We start from the raw sequence: 20,988 nt of genomic DNA, 5'->3' as shown, positions 1-20,988 counted from the left end.
CCGTCGTGGCCACGAACACGGTGGCCGCCAGCACCCGCCAGTCCCCACACCTATGCTTGCCACCACCCTGGGGGGGCGTTCCGGAGCGGCCGGAACCACCCGCTGGAACCGACTCCCACAACCCGGCCAGCACCAGACGCTCCACCCTCGACATCACGGCGGCCAGCCTAGTGATCAAGCCACTTGAGGCGGCGGGCGTCTTCCAGCCGCGCAGGAGCCGGTGGTCGCCGAGCGGCGATTGTCGGCCATCTGTTCGATTTGCGCTCCACTGCGCCCGTGCGGTGACAGACGATCTCTCTGTTTCCTATGAGGGTGGGGTGAGCCATGTTCAGATCCGCACGTCGCGGTGTCGTCGTCACGCTGGCGACAGCACTATTGGCCACGTTCGGAGTGTCGGATGCAGCGTGGGCTAATCCAACTGCACGCGTTGCACCGGCAGTAGATAAGACAACGATGCGCTCGGCGGAGGACTTGCCGAAGCCGCCCAAGGCGATGTCCTCGGCCGAGCGCCGGGAGCAGATGAACCGCGCTCAGGGGGATCATTCACCGATGCGGGGCTTCGTACAGCCGAAGCCGCCCACGCTCCCCTCCACGCCGGCGCAGAAGCCGAGCGCGCCGCTGAAGGCGGGGCCAGCCGCCAAGTCCTCCGCCGAGTTGAGCAGCCCATCAGGGCAAGCGGCGGCAGGGGTGCCGAATCCTGACTGGGTGTCGGCGTACGCTTCTGCCTACCCGGCCACGCTGTCCATCGGCGGACAGGCGAAGTTCTCCTCGGTCGCGGCCTCATCTGTCTCGGGTCTGTGGCTGTACGTCATGGATGAGCAGAAGAACCCGGTTCTCCAGCAGGAGATCAAGCGCTCGACCGACGACCCGTCCGGCAAATACGTCGAGAACGGCGCGTGGTGCTACGGCTGGTGGTCGTCCAACTCCTACCCCGTCGACCAGTGCTTCTGGTGGAGCTCCAGCCTGCTCGGCGGGAATCTCCAGGACGGCAAGAAGTACTACGCGTGGATCTTCCTCATGGGATCCGACGGCTCGTCGAGCCCCGGCGGGACGACCTCGCCGCTCGTCGAAGCTTTCTACACCCCTGACATTCCTGGAACACAGGCTGGTCTGTGCACCTGCTACGGGCAGGCATACCGAGCAGACCCGGTCAACACCGCGACCGGCACGTTCTACGACCGGAATACCGACGCAGCACTGCCGGGTGTCGGCACACCCTTCTCCTTGGACCGCACCTACCGGTCCGACTCAACGACCGTGGGACTTCTGGGCAGGGGCTGGTCAACGCCCTTCGACTCCAAGCTGACGATCGCCGAAGGCAGTAGCGCGACGCTTCTATCAGCCGATGGCGCCCAAGTGGTCTTCAGGGAGCAGGCGGGTGGCATCTACACCACTCCCGCAGGCTCCACTCTCACCCTGACCAAGACAGGTACGACGTACACGGTCACAAGCGCCGACCGCACCCGGCACACATACAGTGCCTCGGGTCAGCTCACGTCCATCGTGGACCGCAGTGGCCAGGGCCTGAGCCTCACTTACGCCTCGGGCCGCCTCTCCTCGGTCAAGGACGCGGCGGGCCGGACCGTTACGTTCGCCCTTGACGCGTCGGGTCTGCTGACAAACGTGGCTCTGCCGGACGGGACTTCAGTCTCCTACGGCTACAGAGATGGCCTGCTGTCCTCGGCGACCGACCAGGCCGGTAAGGCCGCCACCTACACGTACAACGCCGCAAGGCGGGTGGCCACGGCCACCGGCCGTGGTGGCGGGAATATCTCGAACACCTATGACGCATCCGGCCGGGTGATCTCCCAAACCGACAGCGCGGGCAAGACCACGGCCTTCACATGGGACAACAAGCGTGAGTCCCACACCACCGACCCGAACGGCGGCATCTGGACCGACGTGTACTCCGGCAACGTACTGCTGGAGAGCACCGATCCGTACGGCAAGAAAGTCTCGTATAACTACGACCGGTACCTGCACCCCGTGGCAATCACCGACGCGCGCGGCAACACCACGGAGATGACGTACGACGCCGCCGGCCGCATGGCCACACGGAAGGCCCCGACATCGGCCGGGCTCACGGAGAGCTGGACCTACGACGCGGCCGGGAACATCTCCGGCCACACCGACAGCCGCGGCAAGACCTCGACGTACACCTATGACGCCGCCAACCGCGTCGCAACAAGCACCGACCCATCTGGCGGCAAGGTCGTCTACACGTACACGGCTCAGGGTGCGCTCGCAGGCCTCACGACCCCACGAGGCAAGGCCACCGCCTATGCCTACGACGCGGCTGGCAACCGGACCTCGGTCACCACGCCGGCAGGCGAGAAGACGACCTTCCGCTACGACGCGGCCGGACGTGTCGTAGCGGTGACCGACCCACGGGGCAACGTCACCGGCGCCGACCCGAATGCCTTCACCACGACGTACGCCTATGACCCGCGCGGCCTGCTCAGCTCCACGACGGATCCGCTCGGCCACACCACCACCTATGGCTACGACCACGCGGGCCGACTCACCTCGGTGAAGGACCCAGCGGGCCGAACCACCGCCTACGCCTACGACGCGGCCGGACGCCTCACCAAGACCACAAGCCCGGCGGGCAAGTCCACGACCCGGACCTACGACGCCAACGGCAACCTGACCTCTTCCACGGATGCCCTGGGCAACAAGACCACCCACACCTACGACAAGTCGAACCGGCCGCTCAGCGCGGTCTCACCACGCGGCAACGTGCCCGGGGCCAACGCGGCGGCCTTCACCACCAACTACGGCTACGACGAAAACGGCAACCAGACCACGGTGACCGACCCGACGGGCGCCGTCACGACCACCGCCTATGACGCGCTGAACCGCCCCGTCTCCGTCACCAACGCCCTTAACCAGACCACCAAGACGACCTACGACGGCAACGACAACGTCCTCACCACAACGGACCCGCTCGGAAAGATCACCCTCCACACCTATACCGACAGCGGGCTCACGGCATCCTCGACCGACCCCCTGGGCAGGGCCACCTCGTTCGGCTACGACCCGGATGGAAACCAGACGAGCCTGACAACGCCGCTGGGATTCAAGACCACCTCTTCGTACGACGCCGACGGGCGCCTGGCCACCCAGGTCGAGGCCCGGGGTAACGCCGTGGGGGCGGATCCCGCCCAGTTCACCACCACGTACGCCTATGACCCGGCAGGCAATCCGACCAAGGTCACCAACCCCTTGGGCAAGGTGACCAGCACGTCCTACGACGCCGCCAACCGCGCAGTGGCCTCCACGGATGAACTGGGCAGGACGACCAAGACCGACTACGACGAACTCGGCCGGATCGCTAAGGTCACCGGGCCGGACGGCGCGGTCACCAGCTACACGTACAACGCAGCCGGTGACCTGGCCACACGCAAGGATCCCAACAACCACACCACCACCTACGGCTACGACGACACGGGACGGCAGACCTCCGTCACCGACCCGCTCGGCCGCAAGGACTCCTACGGGTACGACCCCGACGGCAACCGGACCACGGTCACCAATGCCCGCGGAGTCACCGCCACGGCGACGCTCGATGCCCGTGGTCTGACGACGGCGGTCGGCTACAGCGACACCACTCCCCAGGTATCGGCCACGTACGACGCCCTCGGGCGGCGCAAGACTGTCACCGATGCCACGGGCACGCGAACCATGGGCTTCGACGCGGCCGGCCGACTGACCGGAGTCACCCCGAACACGGGCAAGGGCTCGTACAACTACACCTATGACTCCGCCGGGCAGCTGACCTCGCGGACCATTGACTACACCGCTCCCCAGCCTCTGGACTGGAGCGGCGCCGCCCAGACCACCTCCGCAGACCTCAACGGCGACGGCTACACCGATGTCATCCGGACCGATGCCACCAACAGCATCCGTACCTTCCTCGGACGTTCGGACGGCAATTTCACCACCGGCACGACACGCAGCGGCTCAGGCACCGGCTTCCAGCAGATCTTCGCCGTCGAGTACACGGGAGACGGCAAGCTCGACCTACTGGCCATCGACAAGGCGACCGGCCACCTCCAACGCTATGACGGCGACGGCAAGGGCGGTTTCGCCGCCGCCGTCGATCTCGGGCCCGGCTGGGGCCCGATGACCCTCGCCCCGGGAGACTTCAACAAGGATGGCAAGCAGGACTTCCTCGCCATCAGCTCCACCGCCAACACCATGTACCTCTATCCCGGCAACGGCGCTGGCGGCTTTGCGGCCCGCACCACCGTCGGGCCCGGCTGGGGTGCCTACCGCATCATCCCCATCGAGTACAACGGGGACGGCAAGCTCGACCTCCTCGCCGTCAACCCTGCCGACGGCCACCTGTACTTCTACCCGGGCGACGGAGCAGGCGCTTTCGGCAGCCGTATCGACCGCGGCGCTGGATGGGGCGCGATGCAACTCGTGCCCGGCGAGTTTAACAACGACGGCAAGCAGGACTTCCTCGCTGTCGACACCACCAACCACAAACTGCGCTTCTACCCGGGCAACGGCACCGGAGGGTTCGGCACCTACATCATCCAGCCCGACGACTGGACCTCGTACGGGATACCGGCCGTGGGTCGCTTCGGGGCCACCACCAGCCAGAGCATCGTCGCCCCGGACAACGCCAACCGGCTGCGCAAGTGGAACGGCGATGGCAAGGGCAACCTGACTGGTGCCGCCATCGCGACCGGCCCGGCCGGAGGTACCGAGGTCAGCTACGGCTACGACGCCGACGGTCGGCGCACCAGCCAGTCCGGCTCGGCGGGCACTCTCTCCTACGGCTACGACCCAGACGGCAGACTCACGAGCGCTACCCTGCCAACGGCCAACGGCCACGTCGAAAACCGCGCTTACGACAACGCGGGTCGGCTGACCTCCATCACCAACAGCAAGGGCGCTGTCGTCCTCGCCGGGTGGCAGCTCACTCTCGACGACACCGGCCGCGCCACCCGGGTGGCAGCAACTCGTGCTGGCCAACCAGCGAGCTACCAGTACTACGGCTACGACAGGGCCAATAGGTTGCTCACTGACTGCACCTCGACCACGCAAGCCGCAACGTGCCCCGACCTCGCTGCTGCCACCACCTACACATACGACTCCGTAGGTAACCGCAAGACCCAGACCAAGACAGGCTCTGCCACCACCTATACGTACGATGACGCGGACCAGCTCACCGCTGCCACCACAGGGTCGAATAGCCGCGGTTTCACCTACGACGCCGACGGAAATCAGACGTCAGACGGCGCCAATATCTTCGGCTACGACGCGAAGAACCAGCTCACCTCGGTCACTGCCGACGCGAACACGTACACCTTCACCTACGACGCCGACGGCTATCGCACCAAGGCCGCCAAGGGCAGCACGGTTCTCCGCACCTCCTCATGGGACGTCAACGGGGCCCTGCCCGTCATAAGCGCCGAGTACGACGCCTCCGACACCCGGACCGCCGAGTACCAGTACAACCCGCTCGGCCAGATCCAGACCGAGACTACTGGCGGTAGCAGCTACTTCCTGCACCATGACCAGCTCGGCTCCGTCACCGACGTGACCGATACGAGCGGCACAGCGCGGATCCGTTACAGCTACACCGCGTTTGGTGAAGTGACCAAGACGGACACGGGGGCCAACCCACCCGCCAACCCCTTTACCTACACGGGTGCCTACACCGACCCTGCCACCGGCGCGGCTGGCTATTACCTGAGGGCCCGCAACTACGACCCCACGACTGGCCGGCTCACCGGAACCGACCCGGCGGCTCTTCCTGCCGGCAGGCCGTACATCTCTGCGTACGCGTACGCAGACAACTCGCCAACCCGCTTCACTGACCCGACTGGCCGCACACCGGACAACCCCGACGACGGCAAGGTCCATTCCTTCGGCCAGGCCGCCAGCATCATCGGCGAGGGTCTGGCAGAAGGCGTCAAACTCCCCTTCCAGTTCATCGGGGACGTCTATGACGCCTTCACAGGTCAGAACGGCGGGGCGGGCGGCTTCGTCGACAAGTACCTCCCAGTTCGCCCCGCCTATCGGCTCTACAAGGCAGCTGAGATGTTCCGCGATCAAGGGTGTGAGGAGCTCTACGACGTATACAGCCGGACAGCGGATGAACTGGCCAAGCAAATCGTGGCCACAGGCCTTGGTGGTCTCCGTGGCTGGCAGCGCGACGCGGCAATGCCCGTTGGAGGCGGCGCCCGTTACTACGGACCCGCCGGCGAAACGCGTTTCGGTGCGCCGTACTACACGCCTCTTCACCCTGAGAGTTCGGCGAGGATCAACCCTGAAGGCGGGGGCAGGAACTGTGGCCTCTGCGCGATTGCGGGTGATGAGCTCATGGCGGGCAGGAACCCTGCACCCGTGGCCGGCGCTGCCATGCCACTGACTCGCGCCCAGATGACCGAGAGGACCGGCAAGCCCTGGATCAAGACGAATGGAGCTACCCCTCTTGTGAATCAGATGCTCCGTTGGGGGCCTGGGGCACGGGCTATCGTCGGGGCATGGCCGAAGGTAGGTGTGGGCCACTATTACAACGTGATCAACACAGACGGAAAGGTCATCTTTCTTGACTTTCAGAACGGGAAGCCCAGGCCGTTCTCGGAACGGTATGACGAGTGGTACATCATGAGGATGAACTGACCATGGTCAGCATTGAAGAAGCCCTCGTGGCAGCGTCGGACTTCCTGGCCAAGGACAGCAAGTCCTGGGACTCCTCAGACGTGCGGATCATCCCGGAAGCTTGCTTCGTCGAGCAGGGACGGCTCATCGTCCCGTACGACCACGCTGACTACCTGGACCGTGGGAAGGACGACATGCGGCTGGCAGGAAACCTGCCGATTGCCGTCGACCTGAGTACAGGTGAGTGTTCGATTCTCACGTGGGATGAAGTCGACGACTTCGCGGAGCGCGGCCTGTTCTAAGGAAGCTCAACCCGCGCCAAAAACGACGCCCCACACCTGCCTCCAAGGGTGTGGGGCGCCGTTTGTAACCAGTCGGTGAGCACCGACCAGTAACTGGGAAAGATCTCCTCTCTCACGCTCGCCGAACGCCGCAAGGCGTTCCGGCTGCTCATCTCGGTACTCGCGATCGCCGACGAACGGCGCCACGAGCACTTCTGCTCCGGCGGATGCGCTCACTGGTGGCCCAGGCTGTTTGTAACAATCGCGTCCACGCCCTCACCCAGGCCGACCTTGGCAACAGCCTCGCCGCCCAGGCCCGTGCCGATGAAGCCGTCGCCGCCTGGACCCAAGCCCTCGTCCTCATCACCGAACGCGGCGCCACTCCGACACAGACCGCCTGGGCTCTAGGACTTGGCGGCGCCGATCAGACCCTCGGCCGCACCCTCTACGCAGCCCTCGCAACCCGTACGTCCGTCACGGTCCGCACCGCCACCCTCATCGCACTAGGCGGCGCGACCACGGCATCACTTGCCTTCATCCCGGGCCCGATGCCACTGCTGATCACCCTCGCGATCCTCGCGGGAGCCGTCTGCGGCAACCTCACCCTCCTGCAGGCCACCGCCGTCGCGGACCGCTGGGGCACCACGCACTACGGCCGCCTCTCCGGACTCCTCAGCGCACCGGCCCACATCGCGGCAGCCTCGGCTCCCTAGGCCGGCGCCGCCCTCGCGGGCCCACTCGGCGGCTATCCCGGGCTCTTCGCGGCCCTGGCCTCGATCTCGGTCGTGGCCGCGTGCCTCGCCCTGGTCGCATCACGACGTCAGTGACTGCGCCGCCCAGCCGAACTCCGCGAACGGCGCGGCAGATTACCGCTCCTCAGCACAGAGTGATCCACCCGTCCGGGATCCAGCCGTCCACATAGCCCTCGAGGAATGCACCCAGGTCTGGAATGCCCAAGTGCTCTACGGCAGCGGCGACTTGGACATACGGGAGCCAGCAAAGGTCTGCCCCACCTGGTGCCGGAAGCAGGGCGGAGGCTGGACTCACGTGCGCGGTGGAGACACTGGCAACCCCTCGAGACGGGTGATGGGCACCGACAGATCGCGCGGCATCTACCCTTCCTGCAACACGCCCGAAGCGACGCTCCAGGCGGTGCCATGGCGGCCGCGAGCCGCCGAGCCGCCCCCGCATGCCGCTCGCCCTTACGTCGCTGCACCGCGGGCAGGGTCCAGGATCTGTTCGTACCCGCAGGGCCGGGCCGAACCAACGCCACTCGGTGAAATGGATCGAAGCACGCGAGGAACACGTCACGCCGCACCATCGGTGCATACATGCCCATAGCGATGACCGTAGACCGGAGCGCGGCGCACCGCGCGCCGAGTGGGCCGGGCGGGGTCCGACCATGGGACAGGACCTACTCCACGGGGGGAGTGGACGGCAACGCGGCGAGGCCGGGCCAGATCTGGAAACCGAGCGCAACCTCCAGGCGCGCCAGGGTTCCGGCATCGGGCAGCACTTTGCCGCTCAGGACGCGGCCGATCGTCGTGTGATTGATCCCAGTGGCCTCTGCCAGCGTTCGCAGGCTCTGTCCACTGGCAGCAAGAGCGCGCTCGAGGTTGCGTGCCAAGGCCTGCGCGTAATGAGCGCTGACGGGGGCGTCAGGGGAGAGAGCGGCGTGCGGCCAGGCGCCGTCGACGACATACGTGTGCGGCACCTTGTCGTTACTGCTCCGGGGCATGCCCGGATCATCCCATGCACCCATCGACGCTCTCCTCCCCACCTAACGGAATGGATCAAAAATGGTGCATACATGCCCCGCCATAAGCCTCTCACCCTGCGCGTCTCGAAACGCTGCGACGCGCAGGGTGAGCGATGCTCATCGCCGCCCGACAGCACATCGACTCCGGCGGGGCGCCACCCTCTCCATTTCACTCCCGTGCGCCCCCACTGCGCACGTGCTTGCCGCACTGACTCTGGGTAGCTGAGGACTCGGAAAGAATGCGCAGGCCAGGAAAGGGGCGACTTTGTGAAACATCACATTCCAGCGAAGCCCAGGCCATGACTTCCCGCACTCGTTCGATTTCTTTCCGCACGTCCGACTGCAGCTTCGCGTGAGGGAATTGCAGAGATGCCCTACCGGGGCGATAGGGCAGTCGATACGCTCAATGGAAATCCCGGTCACGGGAATTGCGGGGAGGTGTTTCATGCGTACACGTCGGGCACAGGGTGTCCTTGACCAGCTGAGGCGTCTGGCCGTCGACGACGAAGCCCGGCTCACGGTGGTGAAGGACCGCCTCGCACGGGCCGAGCGTGAGCTGGCGTCCGCCCGCTCGGACTTCGAGTCCGCGCACGCCCGCGCCGCGATCTCACAGCGGGTTGCGCTGGCCGCTGAAGAGCTGTTGCCGCACGCGGCACAGCGGCAAGCCTGTGATCGCGACCCCGCCCGACCGGCCCCGAGGGCGGGAAGCGAACCCTTGGGGACGAGCTGATCGCCCTCGCCGGCAGCAGGCACCGCCTCACCCGCAGGGAGATCGTCGAGCACCTTGTCCGCACACGCCCGGACATCGCGAGGACCGGCATCGGGCCGGAACTCACCCGCCTGGTGAAGGCGGGCATGCTGGCCCGGCTCGACCGCGGCGTCTACGAGATTCCCTCCACCACCCGAGGAGATGATGCGTAGAGAAAATCTTTAAGCGCATAGGCGTTTATACGCGCGAGTGCCGCCGAGGCGTCGGAACCAATCGGCGGCACGTGGACACGCGTTCTTTTGGGCTCACGTATCACGGCCATTCTAGGGGCCAACTCCAGACGATGCGAGAGCTCTGCGAGAATTCGGCCCTGAGCGGCCGAGATTGGGGCTCACCATGTCTATGTTTTCCCATGCCGATTCCAGTACGAGCTGGCCGCCTTCCGGCGCACCGGCGGATGCCCCGCAACCCGGCGATGGCGGCAGGGCACAATCACCCCACCGGGCCCTGCCCACCGTCCGCATGAGTCCAGCCCAGCAGATCCGGCTCGTCGTCGCCCTCGCCGAACTCAGGACCGAGGGCGCCGAGGTCACCCGCGCGGCCGTGGCGGCACGCATCGGGAAGAGTCCGGACACGGTGAGCGAGAGCATGGCGTTCCTGGGCGAAGTCGGGCTGACCGAGCCGGGACGCGGCAAGTACACGCTCACCCATCAGGGCCGGGCGTTCGCCGAGGCGTGGCCGCGGGATACCGCCCAGGCCCGGCTCGTGCTCCGCCCGCTCATGCAGGCCCACTGGTCCGCCGCAGCCGCGGCCAAGTGCCTGTCCGACGGAGCGCGGCCCCAAGAAGAGCTGGCGCGCCTCTTGCGCACCGGGTTGAGCCGCAATCCCATGCGGGGCGTGTACCTCGTGGAGTGGCTGGTCATCGGCTTGGCCGTCGAGCGCGACGACCGCCTGCACATCCACCTTCCCGGCCAGGCCTCGCAACCCGGCTCAGCGGAGCCACCCCGAACCGAACCCGAAACAGAAGCTGAAGAGCCCGGCCCCGCGTTCCTGCTCGGCCTGACCCTGCGCGAGATCCAGGAACTGCCTGACGCGCGCTACGTCGCCTTCCTCGAAGGCGTCCTGCAAACCCTGCGCGGCGCCCTCGCGCCCGCCGCCTGAAGGAAGCGCCGGACCGGCACGAGGCCGGCCCGGCGCCGCCGGGGTGGCGGCTGGTGTCCGCGTCTGGACTCTGGACCCGCACGCGGAGGGTTCGATCCCCTCGCCATCCACCCATGCCGACCAGCATGGCACCCATCGACCGAGAGGAACCAGTAGGCATGCGCACCACACCAGTACGCCCAGCGCGCCGATCACGCATCAGTTCTTCGGCCGCACGGCCGTAGCACTCACTCCTGCGGCGCCCTCCTGTTGCGGACCCGCCCGCCCCTCCCCACGGTGGTGCATGTTCGCACCAATCATGTGGAGGCCGTCCCGTGTCCGAAACCCCAGCCGCATTCCGTCTTGCCGCGTTGGCCGCACTCCATGGCCGGTGAGACCTCCCTCCCCGTCTGCCTGGCTCGCGTCCTGGATGCCTGGCAGGACCTGGTCGCCCAAGGTGAGATGTCGGAGCAGACCTTCGGCCGCTTCAGCCAACTCCTGAACCGGTTCGAGCACTACGCGACCGCCCATGGGGTGCTGGAGTTCCGTGCCGTCGGCGAGTCGTTGGCCGCCGCGTTCATCGACGCCCACGGCCGCACCCGACACGGACACGTCGCACCCGCCACGGCCGCCACCCGCCACCTCCGGCGCAGCGTGCTGCGGATGTGCTTCACCACCGCCCGCGAGCTCCAGCTCATCGAGACCGACCCGACCTGGCACATCGATCTGCCACCACGGGTCAAGGGTTCCACCCGCCCCCTGAACGACGACGAGACCGTTGCCCTGCGCCGGGCGGCCGAGTTCGTCGAGCGCCCTACCCGCCACGCCGCCGCGGCCGCTCTCGCCCTGGCAGGGGGATTCAGCGGCGAGATCGGCCACATCCGCCCCGCCGACATCGATCTCGGCGGCCACCGCGTATGGATGCACGGCTCGACCAAGACCCTCCCCCGCTGGTGCCCCTTGGACACCTGGGGCCTTCGCGTACTGGGCGCCCGTAACCGGTACTTGGAGCGCGCCACCGCATACGGGCAGACCCCGTTCGCGGTCTCTGGCCGGGCCGGATCGGACGAGCAGGTCCAGGCGAGAGTGTGCGTCGCGCTGCGGGACCTCCTCAAACGGATCGGGCTCGCCGCCGATCAGGCAGTACGCCCCGCCTCCATCACCGCCTACGCAGGCTGGGCGACCTTCACACGCACCGGCCGCATCGAGGCCGCAGCCCGGCACCTCGGCATGGCCTCCCTCGACAGCACCGCCGCCCTCATCGGGCACCACTGGCAGACCCCGACCGCAGAAAGGGAGGCCGGACGCCATGCCCGATGACCTCTTCGGTGACCCCGCCCCGCGCAACATCCGCAAGAAGGCCGCGCGCCGGGCCCTGGAGTCCGACATCCGTACCGTCTCCCACCGCATCAAGGACGTCGCCTTCTTCGAGGACGTCTACCGGCTCACCGCCGCCATCGACAGCACCGGCGGTCCCCGTGTGGGGCGCCCTCGCGCGTTCCCGCCGTACGTCTACCTCCTCTTCCTCGCCCTGCGCGGAATCCACGGCTCTGCCCGCTACTGCGCCGGAGAACTTCGCGACCAGGCCGTCTGGGAGGAGATCCGCAAGGGCGTAGCCCACCACCTCGGCAGCGACGAGGCGCGCAGCCTGCCCGAGGTCGGACCCACCCGCCACCAGTGGCAGCACGCTCAAGGCACCCTCCTGATCCCCCACCTGAACGAACTCTCCGAGACGTTCGCGGAACTCGCCCTCGCCCAAGCCCTCCGCCAAGGGCTCCTGCCTCCCGAGGAACGCCGCTCCTGGAGCAACCCGGGCCGCCATCAACTCATCGCCGGCGACGGCACCGTGGCCAAATCTCCCACCCTCTCCACCGTTCCCTACAGCGTCGACGAGAACGGCGTGCGCCGCAGCCACCGCGTCGACCCCGCCGCCGCCTGGCAGAAGGAGGGCGGCGGCAAGAGGGACGAGGAAGACGAGAGCGGCGCAGCGGCAACGCGAGACGCGACTACCGGCCCAAAGGCCAAGGACCCGAAGGACAACAGGGACTCGGACGGCACGATGGTCCTGGGCAGCAAGTTCGTCGTGTTCTCCACCCGTCACCGCGGCTACTTCCGTCGTGTCTTCCTGCGCTACAGCCACGTTCCCCACGACCAAGAGGGCGGCGAAGCCGCAGTAGCCCTCAAACTCGCCTGCGCCATCCTCGACGCCGCGGAGGGCTGCATGGGCGTCCTCTACGACGGGGCCTTCCGCGGCATGCACCGCGACGTCATCGCCCGCCGCGGCAAGCTCCTCATCAACAAGCAGCACAAGGGAGCCAAACCCCGATACCTGCGCACCCTCGACTACGGGCGCTGCCGCCACGGACTGTGGTCCAAGAAGGGACGCGCCCACGAACGCGTCTTCCTCGACACCGGCACGGCCACCCTCCTACCGCTGCCCATCCGCAAGCTCGAACGCCGCAGCAGCCCGAACACCCACCGCTGGTACCACCTGCTCGCCGTCCCCTGTGCCCGCGGAGCCCACGAACACCGCGAGCCCGTCGGCATCACCACCACCCCCGGAGAACGCGAGGACGGGCAGAGCGACACCGAGACCGGATTCCACCGCGCCGAACACCTCCTCCAAATCCCCGACGCCACCGGCACCCACCAGACCCTCTACGGCGGCCGAGAAGACACCGAAGCCGGCTTCTCCCAGCTCGACCGCTCCCTCTGGAACCGCCGCATGATCGCCTTCGGTGCCGACGCCCAAAGCCTGGTCATCCTCGGCTTCCTCCTCGCCCAGAACGCCACCAGCGCAGCCCGCTACCGGGAAGATCCCACCTACGCCGACGCGGACGCCGAGACCTCAGAAGGCGGCATCCGGCCCCCGAAGAACTGAGCCCCAGCGCCCCGTCCTGATCCGCTACGCTGTCCCTGGGTTGCCCTCGTGGCAACCCAGGACCTTGCAGTGGTCAGCCGAAGATTCACGCAGAGTATTCGGCCACGTTTCGCTCAAGGCCCGCCTTCGTAGCTCAGGGGATAGAGCACGGCTCTCCTAAAGCCGGTGTCGCAGGTTCGAATCCTGCCGAGGGCACGTGAACGGCGCTTTTTGGTGCCGAGCGGGACGTACGACGAAGGCCCCCCGGCCGAGCACGGCCGGGGGGCCTTCGCGTTGCCCGGGGTTCAGGCGTGGGGGCCCGGAGTCGAGGGGCCCGGTGGGGGCGGGGGCGGGGTCAGGGTGACGCGGGCTTCGGCGCCGCCCTGGGGGCGGTTCGTGAAGGCCAGGGTGGCCGAGAGGGCGCGGGCCTGGCCCGCCGCGATGGTCAGGCCCAGGCCGTGGCCCTTGTTCATGCCCTCCGTGCGGAACCGCTGCGGGCCGCTCGTCAGCAGGTACTCCGGGTAGCCGGGGCCCGCGTCCGTCACCGTCACCGTGGCGCCGTTCACCGTGACCGTGACGGGCGCCGCGCCGTGTTTGTGGGCGTTGGCGATCAGATTGCCCAGGATGCGCTCGACCCGGCGGTGGTCGGTCTCCACGACGTGGGAGGTGATCACGTCCAGGCGGGTGTCCGTGCCCGAGGCCCGGATCGTACGGGCCGCCAGTTCCGCGAGGTCGTACGAATCCAGCTCCGGGCGCTCGCTGCGGGTGTCCAGGCGGGATATCTCCAGCAGGTCCTCGGTCAGGGCGCGCATGGCCTGCACCCGGTCCCGCACGAGTTCGGCGGGGCGGCCCGGCGGGAGGAGTTCGGCGGCGGCGTTGAGGCCGGTCAGCGGGGTGCGCAGTTCGTGGGCGACGTCGGCGGTGAAGCGGCGTTCCGCTTCGAGCTTGCGCTGGAGGGAGGCCGCCATGATGTCCAGGGCGTCGGACACGGCGGCCACCTCGTCCCGCGTCCCCGCCGAGTCGTCGACCCGCGCGTCCAGGTCGCCCGCGCTGATCCGGCGGGCGACCTGGGCCGTCTGGTGGAGTCGGCGGGTGATGCGGGTGACACCGATGGCGCCCATGAGGAGGGTGCCGCCGATGGCCAGGACCGCGGAGCCGAGGATGGCCCGGTCGAGGTCGGCGATGGTCTTCTCGCTGGCGCTGTAGTCGACGGCGGCGGCGATCACGCCGTCGCGGTCGGCGGGACCGGCCGCCCACATGACCGGCTTGTCGCGGAGTACGCCGACGCGGGTGCCGCGCCGGCCTCCCGCCGCGTGCGCCCGCAGCTCGGCGGGCAGGGCCCTGGGGTCGAGGCCTTCGCCGCGCGGGGTGCGGGTGCCGGTCTCGTACGCCTCCGTGACCCGGTCGAGGCGGTCGAGGGCCTTCTCCCGGGCGGTCGCGATGGTCTGGTTGGTCATGGCGCTGTGCACGAGCCCGCCGAGGAGGGCGGCCAGCCCGCAGCACATGAGGGTGATGAAGACCGCCGCCTTCCACGTGAGCGTCGCCGTCCACGCCGGGAAGCGGAAGGGCGTGCGGCGCGGGGTCCGCGGTGCGGTGCGCGGCGGGGTGCGCCGCGAGGTGCGGAACCGATTCGTCATCGGCGGCGCTCGCAAGTGTTCATGTTCCTCAGGACCCGGCCGTCCCGGCAGGCGTGGATGCGGATGTCCGGGGTGTCCGGTGACACCCCGGGGCCGGGGAGCGGCTCGGGTGCGCCGTTCCCCGTCGGATCACGGTAATGGGTCACGCCACGAGGTCGCCGTAGAAGATGACGTTGTTGGTGCGGTGCCCGTCCTTGATCTCGCCGCCGCAGGTCAGCAGGCGCAGCTCCGGGCGGTCCGTGGCGCCGTAGACCTTGTCCGTCGGGAAGTCCTTCTTGTTGACGTCCTCGATCTCGCGGATCTTGAACGTGGCCGTCTTCCCGTCCTCGCGCGGCACCTCGACCAGGTCGCCGAGCTTGATCTTCTTGACGTCCTTCATCAGCGCCGGCCCGAACTTCGTGTCGAAGTGCGCCACGAGTACGGAGACCCCCCGCTCACCCGGGGTCACCCCGCCCGTCCACCACCCGGGGGTATCGGCCTCCGTCTCGGCGTCGGGCACGCCCAGCTCGCCCGCCGCGTCCACCGTGAGGCCGACCATCCGCTTCGCGTCCACCCCGGCCGCGTCGATCTTCATACCGGTGGGCCGGGACTTCGGGAGCGCGTGCGCCACCTTGGCCACCGGGTCGGCGGCCGCCACCGTGCTGCCGACCTTCGGGTCCGGCGGGAGCGCGGCCCCGGACCCGGCTCCGAAACCCGCTCCGCAGGCCGTCACGGCGCCCGCAGCGGCGAGCGCCAGGGCCGCGGTGGCGAGGGCTCGGCGGGGGCGGATGCGGGAGCGGGAGCGGGTGCGGGAGCGGGAGCGGCCGGTGCTCGTACTCGTGCTCGTACTGGTGCGGGTCATGGCGGGTTCTCCGGGCGGGCGGGGGTGACGGCGGTGGGCGGGGCCGGTCAGCGGTCGGAGCGGCCGCGGCGCAGCATGGCGAAGCCGAGGCCCGCGGCGCCGACGGCGGCGATGCCCGCGCTGCCGGCGATCAGCGGGACGCTGCTGCCGCCCGTGTATCCGACGACCCCTTCGGCGCCGGCCTTGACCCCGCCCCTCGGCACGATCGGCGTGACCTTCTTGGTGCCGTCCGTCGCCGGGGTGACGCTCGCCGGGCCGGTCTTCTGCGGCTCGGCCGTCTTCGGGTCGGTCTTCTGCGGCTCGGTCTTCGGGTCGGTCTTCTGCGGCTCGGTCTTCTTCGGCGGGGTGGCGGGCCGGACCGTCCCGGTCCAGGCCTTCAGCGTGCCGTCGGTGTTGAGGACGAAGCGGGCGCCGTCGTGCCGGGCGACGTCGGACTTCTTGCCGTACGTCTTCATCGTGTGCCATACGGCCCCGCCGTCGCCGCCGCGGAACAGATCGGCCTCGTAGCCGTTCTTGATCTTGTAGACGCGGGCGTCGAAGCCGGAGCCGCCGACATTCTCGTACGCGCGGACGAACACACGGGCTGACTCGCGCGCCGCGCCCGTGGCGGTGGGGTGCGGCGCGGGGGTGCCGGCGGCGAAGGCCGCGCCCGCCGGGAGAGCCAGCGCGACGACGGCTCCGGCGGCTCCAGCGGCTACGGCTGCGGTTCGGAAGGTGGCGCGCATGAGTGTTCCCCTCGTCTCGGCGCCGCCCCGCGTTCTGCGTGGTCCCGGCGACACATGAGACGTTACGAGGGTCATGTTCTGGTAATCCCTCGGTGACGTAACAGTTGGCCGGACACGTCCGCGCGAAGGCGTTACCGAGACCCACGAAGCCCTCCCGGCCGCCGCCGGGAGGGCTTCCGAGGACCGTTACGCGCCCTCTGCCTGACCTCGAGACCTCGACTCCGTCAGCTGAGGCCCCTGCTGCGCTCTCCGATCCGGTCGCCCTGTGGCGTCCCCGACCGCTTCAGAGCCGCCTTCGTGTGCGCTCCGCCCTTCACCTTGCTCCGCAGTCCACCCTCGTACCCGTGGCCCGGGCCCTTCGGCTCCTGGGGCATCTCCAGCGCCTTGGCGACCGCCGTACGGAAGTCCTGCCGCTTCTGCTCTTTGCTCATCCCGTCGTCAACTCCTTCGGGAAGCACCCAATCGGACTCATGAGAGCTTTTAGACCCTTTAGACCTTTTAGACCTATGGGGATGGTATGCAGATATGAGGATGAACGCACCCCGGCGGAGCCGCCCCCGCCGAGCGGCCCCCGCCGAGCGGCCCCCACCGAGCGGCCCCCACCGAGCCGCCGCCCCCGCCGCCCTTCCGCCCCGCTCCCTCACGGAAGCTCCGGCGCCCCCACCGCCTCGCGGACCAGCTCCTCCGGGCACGGGGTCCCGCGCGGCAGCTGGTACTTCGCCGCCACCCGGTACTCCCCCGCCGTCGGGACCAGCAGCTCCGTCCAGACGTCGCCCACACCGTCCGGCTCCGACTTGAACAGGCAGCCGGCCGTGTTCGCGAACTCCTTCGCCGCCTTCGCCGCCCCCTTGGGCGTGGCCGCGCCCCGGGCCTTCGAGGCCTCCGTCTCCTGCGGCGGCGCCACCGGCTTGCCCTCGGCGTCGACCAGGCCCAGCCACGGCGAGTGGGGGATCCGCACCAGCACCCGGCCGGACTGCCGTACGTCGACCACCAGCTCGTCCGCGCCCGCGCGGACCACCGTCGCCGGACCGGACACCAGCGCGGTCGGCCGGTCGACCTTGAAGAGCTGCCAGTTCGCGTCGCCCCAGACCTGCTGGAGGTACGGCAGGCCGGCGCGCACCAGCTTCGCCTCGGCCTCGCCGCCCTTGTCGGGTTTGTCGGCGGGCAGGACCACGTAGTGCACGGCCCAGCGGTCCAGCCAGGCGCGGTAGGAACCGGCGGTCAGCGTGTCGTCGTAGAAGAGCGGGTTGCGTTCCAGGTCGGCCTGCCGGTTCCAGCCGCGCGCCAGGTTCACGTACGAGGGGATGGCCGAGGATTCGCGGTGGCTGCTGACCGGGACCACCTCGACCCGGCCGCGGTCCGCGCCCACCTTCTGGAGCTGGTCGATCAGCGGGGCCAGCTCGCGGTTCCAGGCGGCCACGGGGGTGGTGCGGACCATGTCCTGCACGCTGTTGACGGTTATCCACGAAGCCACACCGACGATGGCCAGCACCAACGCGTACCAGCGGCGGGAGCGCGGCAGCGCGTGCGGGAGGGCCGCGACCAGGACGGCCCCGGCGAAGAGCATCGCGAGGCGGGTGACGTTCGAGCCGACCTGTGAATCGATCGCCCAGGTCAGGAAGACCCCGAAGGCGTAGACGGCCGCGGCGATCCGGACCGTCTTCCACCCCTTCGGTACGAGCACCGCGACCAGCACCCCGAACAGGAACGGCAGCCAGGCCGAGCCCAGCCCCATCGGCTGCGTCCCGGAGAACGGGAAGAGCCACGCCGACAGCCCGACCACGGCCACCGGAGGCAGCCCGATGGCGTACGCACCCGGGCGCCGCCCGCTCAGGAACAGCGCGGCTGCGATCACCCCGAGGAAGAGCCCCGCGACGGGGCTGGAGGCGGTCGCGACGGCGGCCAGTACGGCGGCGGCGGCCCCCTTGGCCCAGCGCCGCCCGGCCCATTTGCGCGGCCAGCAGAAGGCCACCGCGACGGCGCCGAGCGCGAACATGGCCCCGAGTCCGAAGGTCACCCGGCCGGACACGGCGTTGCAGAACAGCCCGTACACGCCGGCGAGCGCGGGCCACAGCGGCTGCCGGACGGCGCCCCGGCAGCGGGTCAGGATCAGCGCGAGGAGGGCGGCGGAGACGGTTCCGGCGATCATCATCGTCGTGCGGACACCGAGGACGTGCATGAGGTACGGCGAGACGACGCTGTAGGACACCGGGTGCATGCCGCCGTACCAGGCGAGGTTGTACGCGGAATCCGGGTGCCGGCCGACGAACTCGGCCCAGGCGTCCTGGGCGGCGAGGTCGCCGCCGCTGTTCGCGAAGCTGAAGAACCAGGCGACGTGGACGAGCGCCGCGAGGGCGGTCGTCACGCCGATCGGGTGACGGTGGCCGAAGGCGAGCGCGGCGCGGCAGCGGAGCCGGAGCGCGTGCCGGAAGCCGTGCGGCTGCCCGTGCGGCTGCCCGTGCGGGGGCGTGGGTGGGGGTGTGGGCGCGGATGCGTCCGGGTGCGCGGGGGCGTCCGGGCTCGGGCATGGGCTCGGGCTCGGGCCCGGGCCACCGGTCGCTATGCCGGTCTCTCCGGAGTCGCCTGCGGAGTCGCCTGCGGAGTCGCGTCCGGAGTCGCCTCCGGCGGCGCCCGCGTCCCGGTCGTCGTGCCGCGTCCGCGTGCGCGCCCGCTCCTGCTTCCGACCCTGCTCAGCGGTGGTCACTGCCGCACTCCCCAACATCCGTCCCGGAGCCAAGACGCGACCCGGCGCCCCGGGGTTGCCCGGGGCGCCGTGCACCGTCTCGCGCCTGCTGTCAGCCGACCCGCGTCAGCTTGCTGCCGATGCCCGGCGCGGCCAGCTCGCGCTGGAGCGCGACCGGCACCTTCACCTGGCTCGCGCCCTCGCCGACGGTCAGCACTCCCACCTGGGTGCCGGCCTTCGCCGTCCCCGGGATCTTCGTGCCGCCGTCACTCAGCTTGACGGTGACCGTGAGGCCCGACCACCCGACCGCCTGGACGTCGGCGGTGGCGACGACCGGGGCCTGGCCGCCGAGCCCGTCGTCGACGTACCCGACGACATCGCCCTTCTTCACGACCGTCGCACCCTGCAGCGACTTCTGCGTGGCGATCATCAGCTGCTTGCTCGCCGCGACCACCGTGTCGATGATCGGCGGCTTGTGCTGCCCGAGGACGGCGCCGACGATCAGCTGGTTGGTGTTGCCGACCTTCTTCTGGGCGGCGAAGAGGAGGTTTCCGCCCGCCTTCGTCGTCGTACCGGTCTTGATGCCGAGCGAGTCGTTCAGCGGAACCAGGCGGTTCCAGTTGGGCCACGTCTTGCCCGACGGGTCGACCCAGCTGGGCTTGCGCGTGATGTCGAGCAGGGCGTCCATCTCGACGATCTTGAGACCCAGCTTGACCTGGTCCTCGGCGGTGCTGACCGTGGTCGCGTCCAGACCCGAGGGGTCCGTGTACGTCGTGTTGGTCATGCCGAGTTCCTTGGCGGTGGCGTTCATCTTCGCGACGAACGCCTCCTGGCTGCCGGAGTCCCAGCGGGCGAGGAGCCGCGCGATGTTGTTGGCCGAGGGGATCATGAGGGCCGCGATCGCGTCGTACTCCGAGATCTTCTGGCCCTCCACGACCGTATCGAGGGTGGACTCGTTGTCCGTGGAGTTGTTCTTCTTGCCCTCGGTCTCGGCGGTCTTGTCGATGTCGATCATCTGGCCCTTTTCCCCCTTCTTGAAGGGGTGGTCGCGCAGGATGATGTACGCCGTCATCGACTTGGTGACGCTGGCGATCGGTACGGGCTTCATCTCGCCGGACGAGCCGAGCGTGCCGAGGCCCGCCGCGGCCATGTACGCCTGGCCCTCGCTGGGCCACGGGAGCGCGGGCTTGTCGCCCTCGAAGGCGTACGAGGCCTTCGCCGTCATCTTCAGCGTCGGCGCGGGCAGCGGGCGCACCAGCTGGACGATGCCCAGGATGACCGCCAGCAGCGCGAGCAGAGGGGCGTAGATCTTGACCCGGCGCACGGTGGTGCGGATGGGGCTCGGCGGCGGGGGCGGGTTGTTGGTCAGCTCGGCGAGCATGTCGAGCGGGGGCCGCGGCGGCAGGGGCTGCTGCGTGGTCCGCTCGGAGCCGGTGTAGGTGGTGGGGGGCTTGTTCGCCGTGGGCGCCGTGGGCGCCTTCGGCGCCGGGGGCGGGGTGGCCTTGGGCTCGGCCTTGGCAGGAGCCCCCTCGCCGCGCAGCGGCACGAAGGTACTGGCCCGCTCGGCGGCATCGCCCCGCCCCGCCACCTTGTCCCCCGCGGCACCGGAACCGCTGGGCCGCCCGCCGACTCCGCCCACACCGGAACCCGCCTTGGCCCCGTCGGCAGGACCGGAGCCGGTGGGCCGCTTGGCCGCGTCAGCCGGACCGGAGCCGGTGGGCCGCTTGGCCGC

The 20,988-nt window shown here is 69.2% G+C and carries 14 protein-coding genes, 1 tRNA gene and 1 pseudogene; 9 read left to right on the top strand and 7 right to left on the bottom strand.

The features are described from left to right. Positions 1 to 453 precede the first annotated feature (453 nt). From ABT084_RS15290 to ABT084_RS15275, 4 genes and pseudogenes are all read left to right on the top strand, one after another. Positions 454 to 6,642 carry an FG-GAP-like repeat-containing protein gene (locus ABT084_RS15290; RefSeq protein ID WP_351043035.1) on the top strand — a complete coding sequence of 2,063 codons (6,189 nt, stop codon included), beginning with the start codon at positions 454 to 456 and terminating at the stop codon, positions 6,640 to 6,642. Between the two features lie 2 nt (positions 6,643 to 6,644). Further along, entirely contained in the window at positions 6,645 to 6,923 is a 279-nt protein-coding gene (locus ABT084_RS15285) for a hypothetical protein (RefSeq protein WP_351043032.1), read from the top strand. A 93-nt stretch (positions 6,924 to 7,016) separates the two neighbouring features. Beyond that, a complete protein-coding gene (locus tag ABT084_RS38025) occupies positions 7,017 to 7,310 on the top strand; it encodes a DUF5958 family protein (protein ID WP_502968940.1) in 294 nt (97 codons plus the stop codon). Further along, positions 7,262 to 7,729: pseudogene (locus ABT084_RS15275) on the top strand (MFS transporter); the annotation flags it as partial. The gene ABT084_RS38025 and the pseudogene ABT084_RS15275, both read left to right, overlap by 49 nt. 587 nt (positions 7,730 to 8,316) lie before the next feature. Here ABT084_RS15275 and ABT084_RS15270 read toward each other — a convergent pair. Then, positions 8,317 to 8,664, bottom strand: coding sequence for a helix-turn-helix domain-containing protein (locus ABT084_RS15270; RefSeq protein ID WP_351043030.1), 348 nt, complete (start codon positions 8,662 to 8,664; stop codon positions 8,317 to 8,319). A 723-nt stretch (positions 8,665 to 9,387) separates the two neighbouring features. Between ABT084_RS15270 and ABT084_RS15265 the strand changes: the two genes are divergently transcribed. The 5 genes from ABT084_RS15265 (at position 9,388) to ABT084_RS15245 (ending at position 13,586) form a co-directional block, all read left to right on the top strand. Continuing rightward, positions 9,388 to 9,582, top strand: coding sequence for a type IV toxin-antitoxin system AbiEi family antitoxin domain-containing protein (locus ABT084_RS15265; protein ID WP_351043080.1), 195 nt, complete (start codon positions 9,388 to 9,390; stop codon positions 9,580 to 9,582). A gap of 310 nt (positions 9,583 to 9,892) precedes the next feature. Next, entirely contained in the window at positions 9,893 to 10,531 is a 639-nt protein-coding gene (locus ABT084_RS15260) for a helix-turn-helix domain-containing protein (protein WP_351043027.1), read from the top strand. A 363-nt stretch (positions 10,532 to 10,894) separates the two neighbouring features. Then, positions 10,895 to 11,830, top strand: a complete 936-nt coding sequence (locus tag ABT084_RS15255; protein ID WP_351043024.1) for a site-specific integrase — start codon at positions 10,895 to 10,897, stop codon at positions 11,828 to 11,830. Further along, positions 11,820 to 13,391: a hypothetical protein gene (locus ABT084_RS15250; protein ID WP_351043022.1), complete on the top strand. Its 1,572-nt coding sequence runs from the start codon at positions 11,820 to 11,822 to the stop codon at positions 13,389 to 13,391. Before ABT084_RS15255 ends, ABT084_RS15250 begins: the two co-directional genes overlap by 11 nt. 122 nt (positions 13,392 to 13,513) lie before the next feature. Continuing rightward, positions 13,514 to 13,586 (top strand) — tRNA-Arg (locus ABT084_RS15245). An 89-nt stretch (positions 13,587 to 13,675) separates the two neighbouring features. On the opposite strand, the gene ABT084_RS15240 is transcribed toward ABT084_RS15245, so the two are convergent. The 6 genes from ABT084_RS15240 to ABT084_RS15215 form a co-directional block, all read right to left on the bottom strand. Continuing rightward, positions 13,676 to 15,007, bottom strand: coding sequence for an ATP-binding protein (locus ABT084_RS15240; RefSeq protein WP_351043019.1), 1,332 nt, complete (start codon positions 15,005 to 15,007; stop codon positions 13,676 to 13,678). A gap of 142 nt (positions 15,008 to 15,149) precedes the next feature. After that, on the bottom strand, positions 15,150 to 15,848 hold the full coding sequence (locus tag ABT084_RS15235; RefSeq protein WP_351043016.1) for a sortase domain-containing protein: 699 nt from the start codon (positions 15,846 to 15,848) through the stop codon (positions 15,150 to 15,152). Positions 15,849 to 15,895: 47 nt separating this feature from the next. Then, positions 15,896 to 16,573, bottom strand: coding sequence for a hypothetical protein (locus ABT084_RS15230; RefSeq protein ID WP_351043013.1), 678 nt, complete (start codon positions 16,571 to 16,573; stop codon positions 15,896 to 15,898). Positions 16,574 to 16,797: 224 nt separating this feature from the next. Further along, entirely contained in the window at positions 16,798 to 17,004 is a 207-nt protein-coding gene (locus ABT084_RS15225; RefSeq protein ID WP_351043010.1) for a hypothetical protein, read from the bottom strand. Between the two features lie 209 nt (positions 17,005 to 17,213). Beyond that, positions 17,214 to 19,277 (bottom strand): DUF8823 domain-containing protein, encoded by a 2,064-nt coding sequence (locus ABT084_RS15220; protein ID WP_351043007.1) that lies wholly within the window; start codon positions 19,275 to 19,277, stop codon positions 17,214 to 17,216. 91 nt (positions 19,278 to 19,368) lie between these two features. Further along, positions 19,369 to 20,988 (bottom strand): D-alanyl-D-alanine carboxypeptidase family protein (locus ABT084_RS15215; RefSeq protein WP_502968937.1); only part of this gene is annotated, 1,620 nt, incomplete at its 5' end.

Origin of the sequence: Streptomyces sp. NPDC002138, from assembly GCF_040296485.1 — a bacterium.
Taxonomy (GTDB): Bacteria; Actinomycetota; Actinomycetes; order Streptomycetales; family Streptomycetaceae; genus Streptomyces.
Note: the sequence above shows the minus strand (reverse complement) of the source record. Positions and strands in the feature narration are given on the sequence as shown.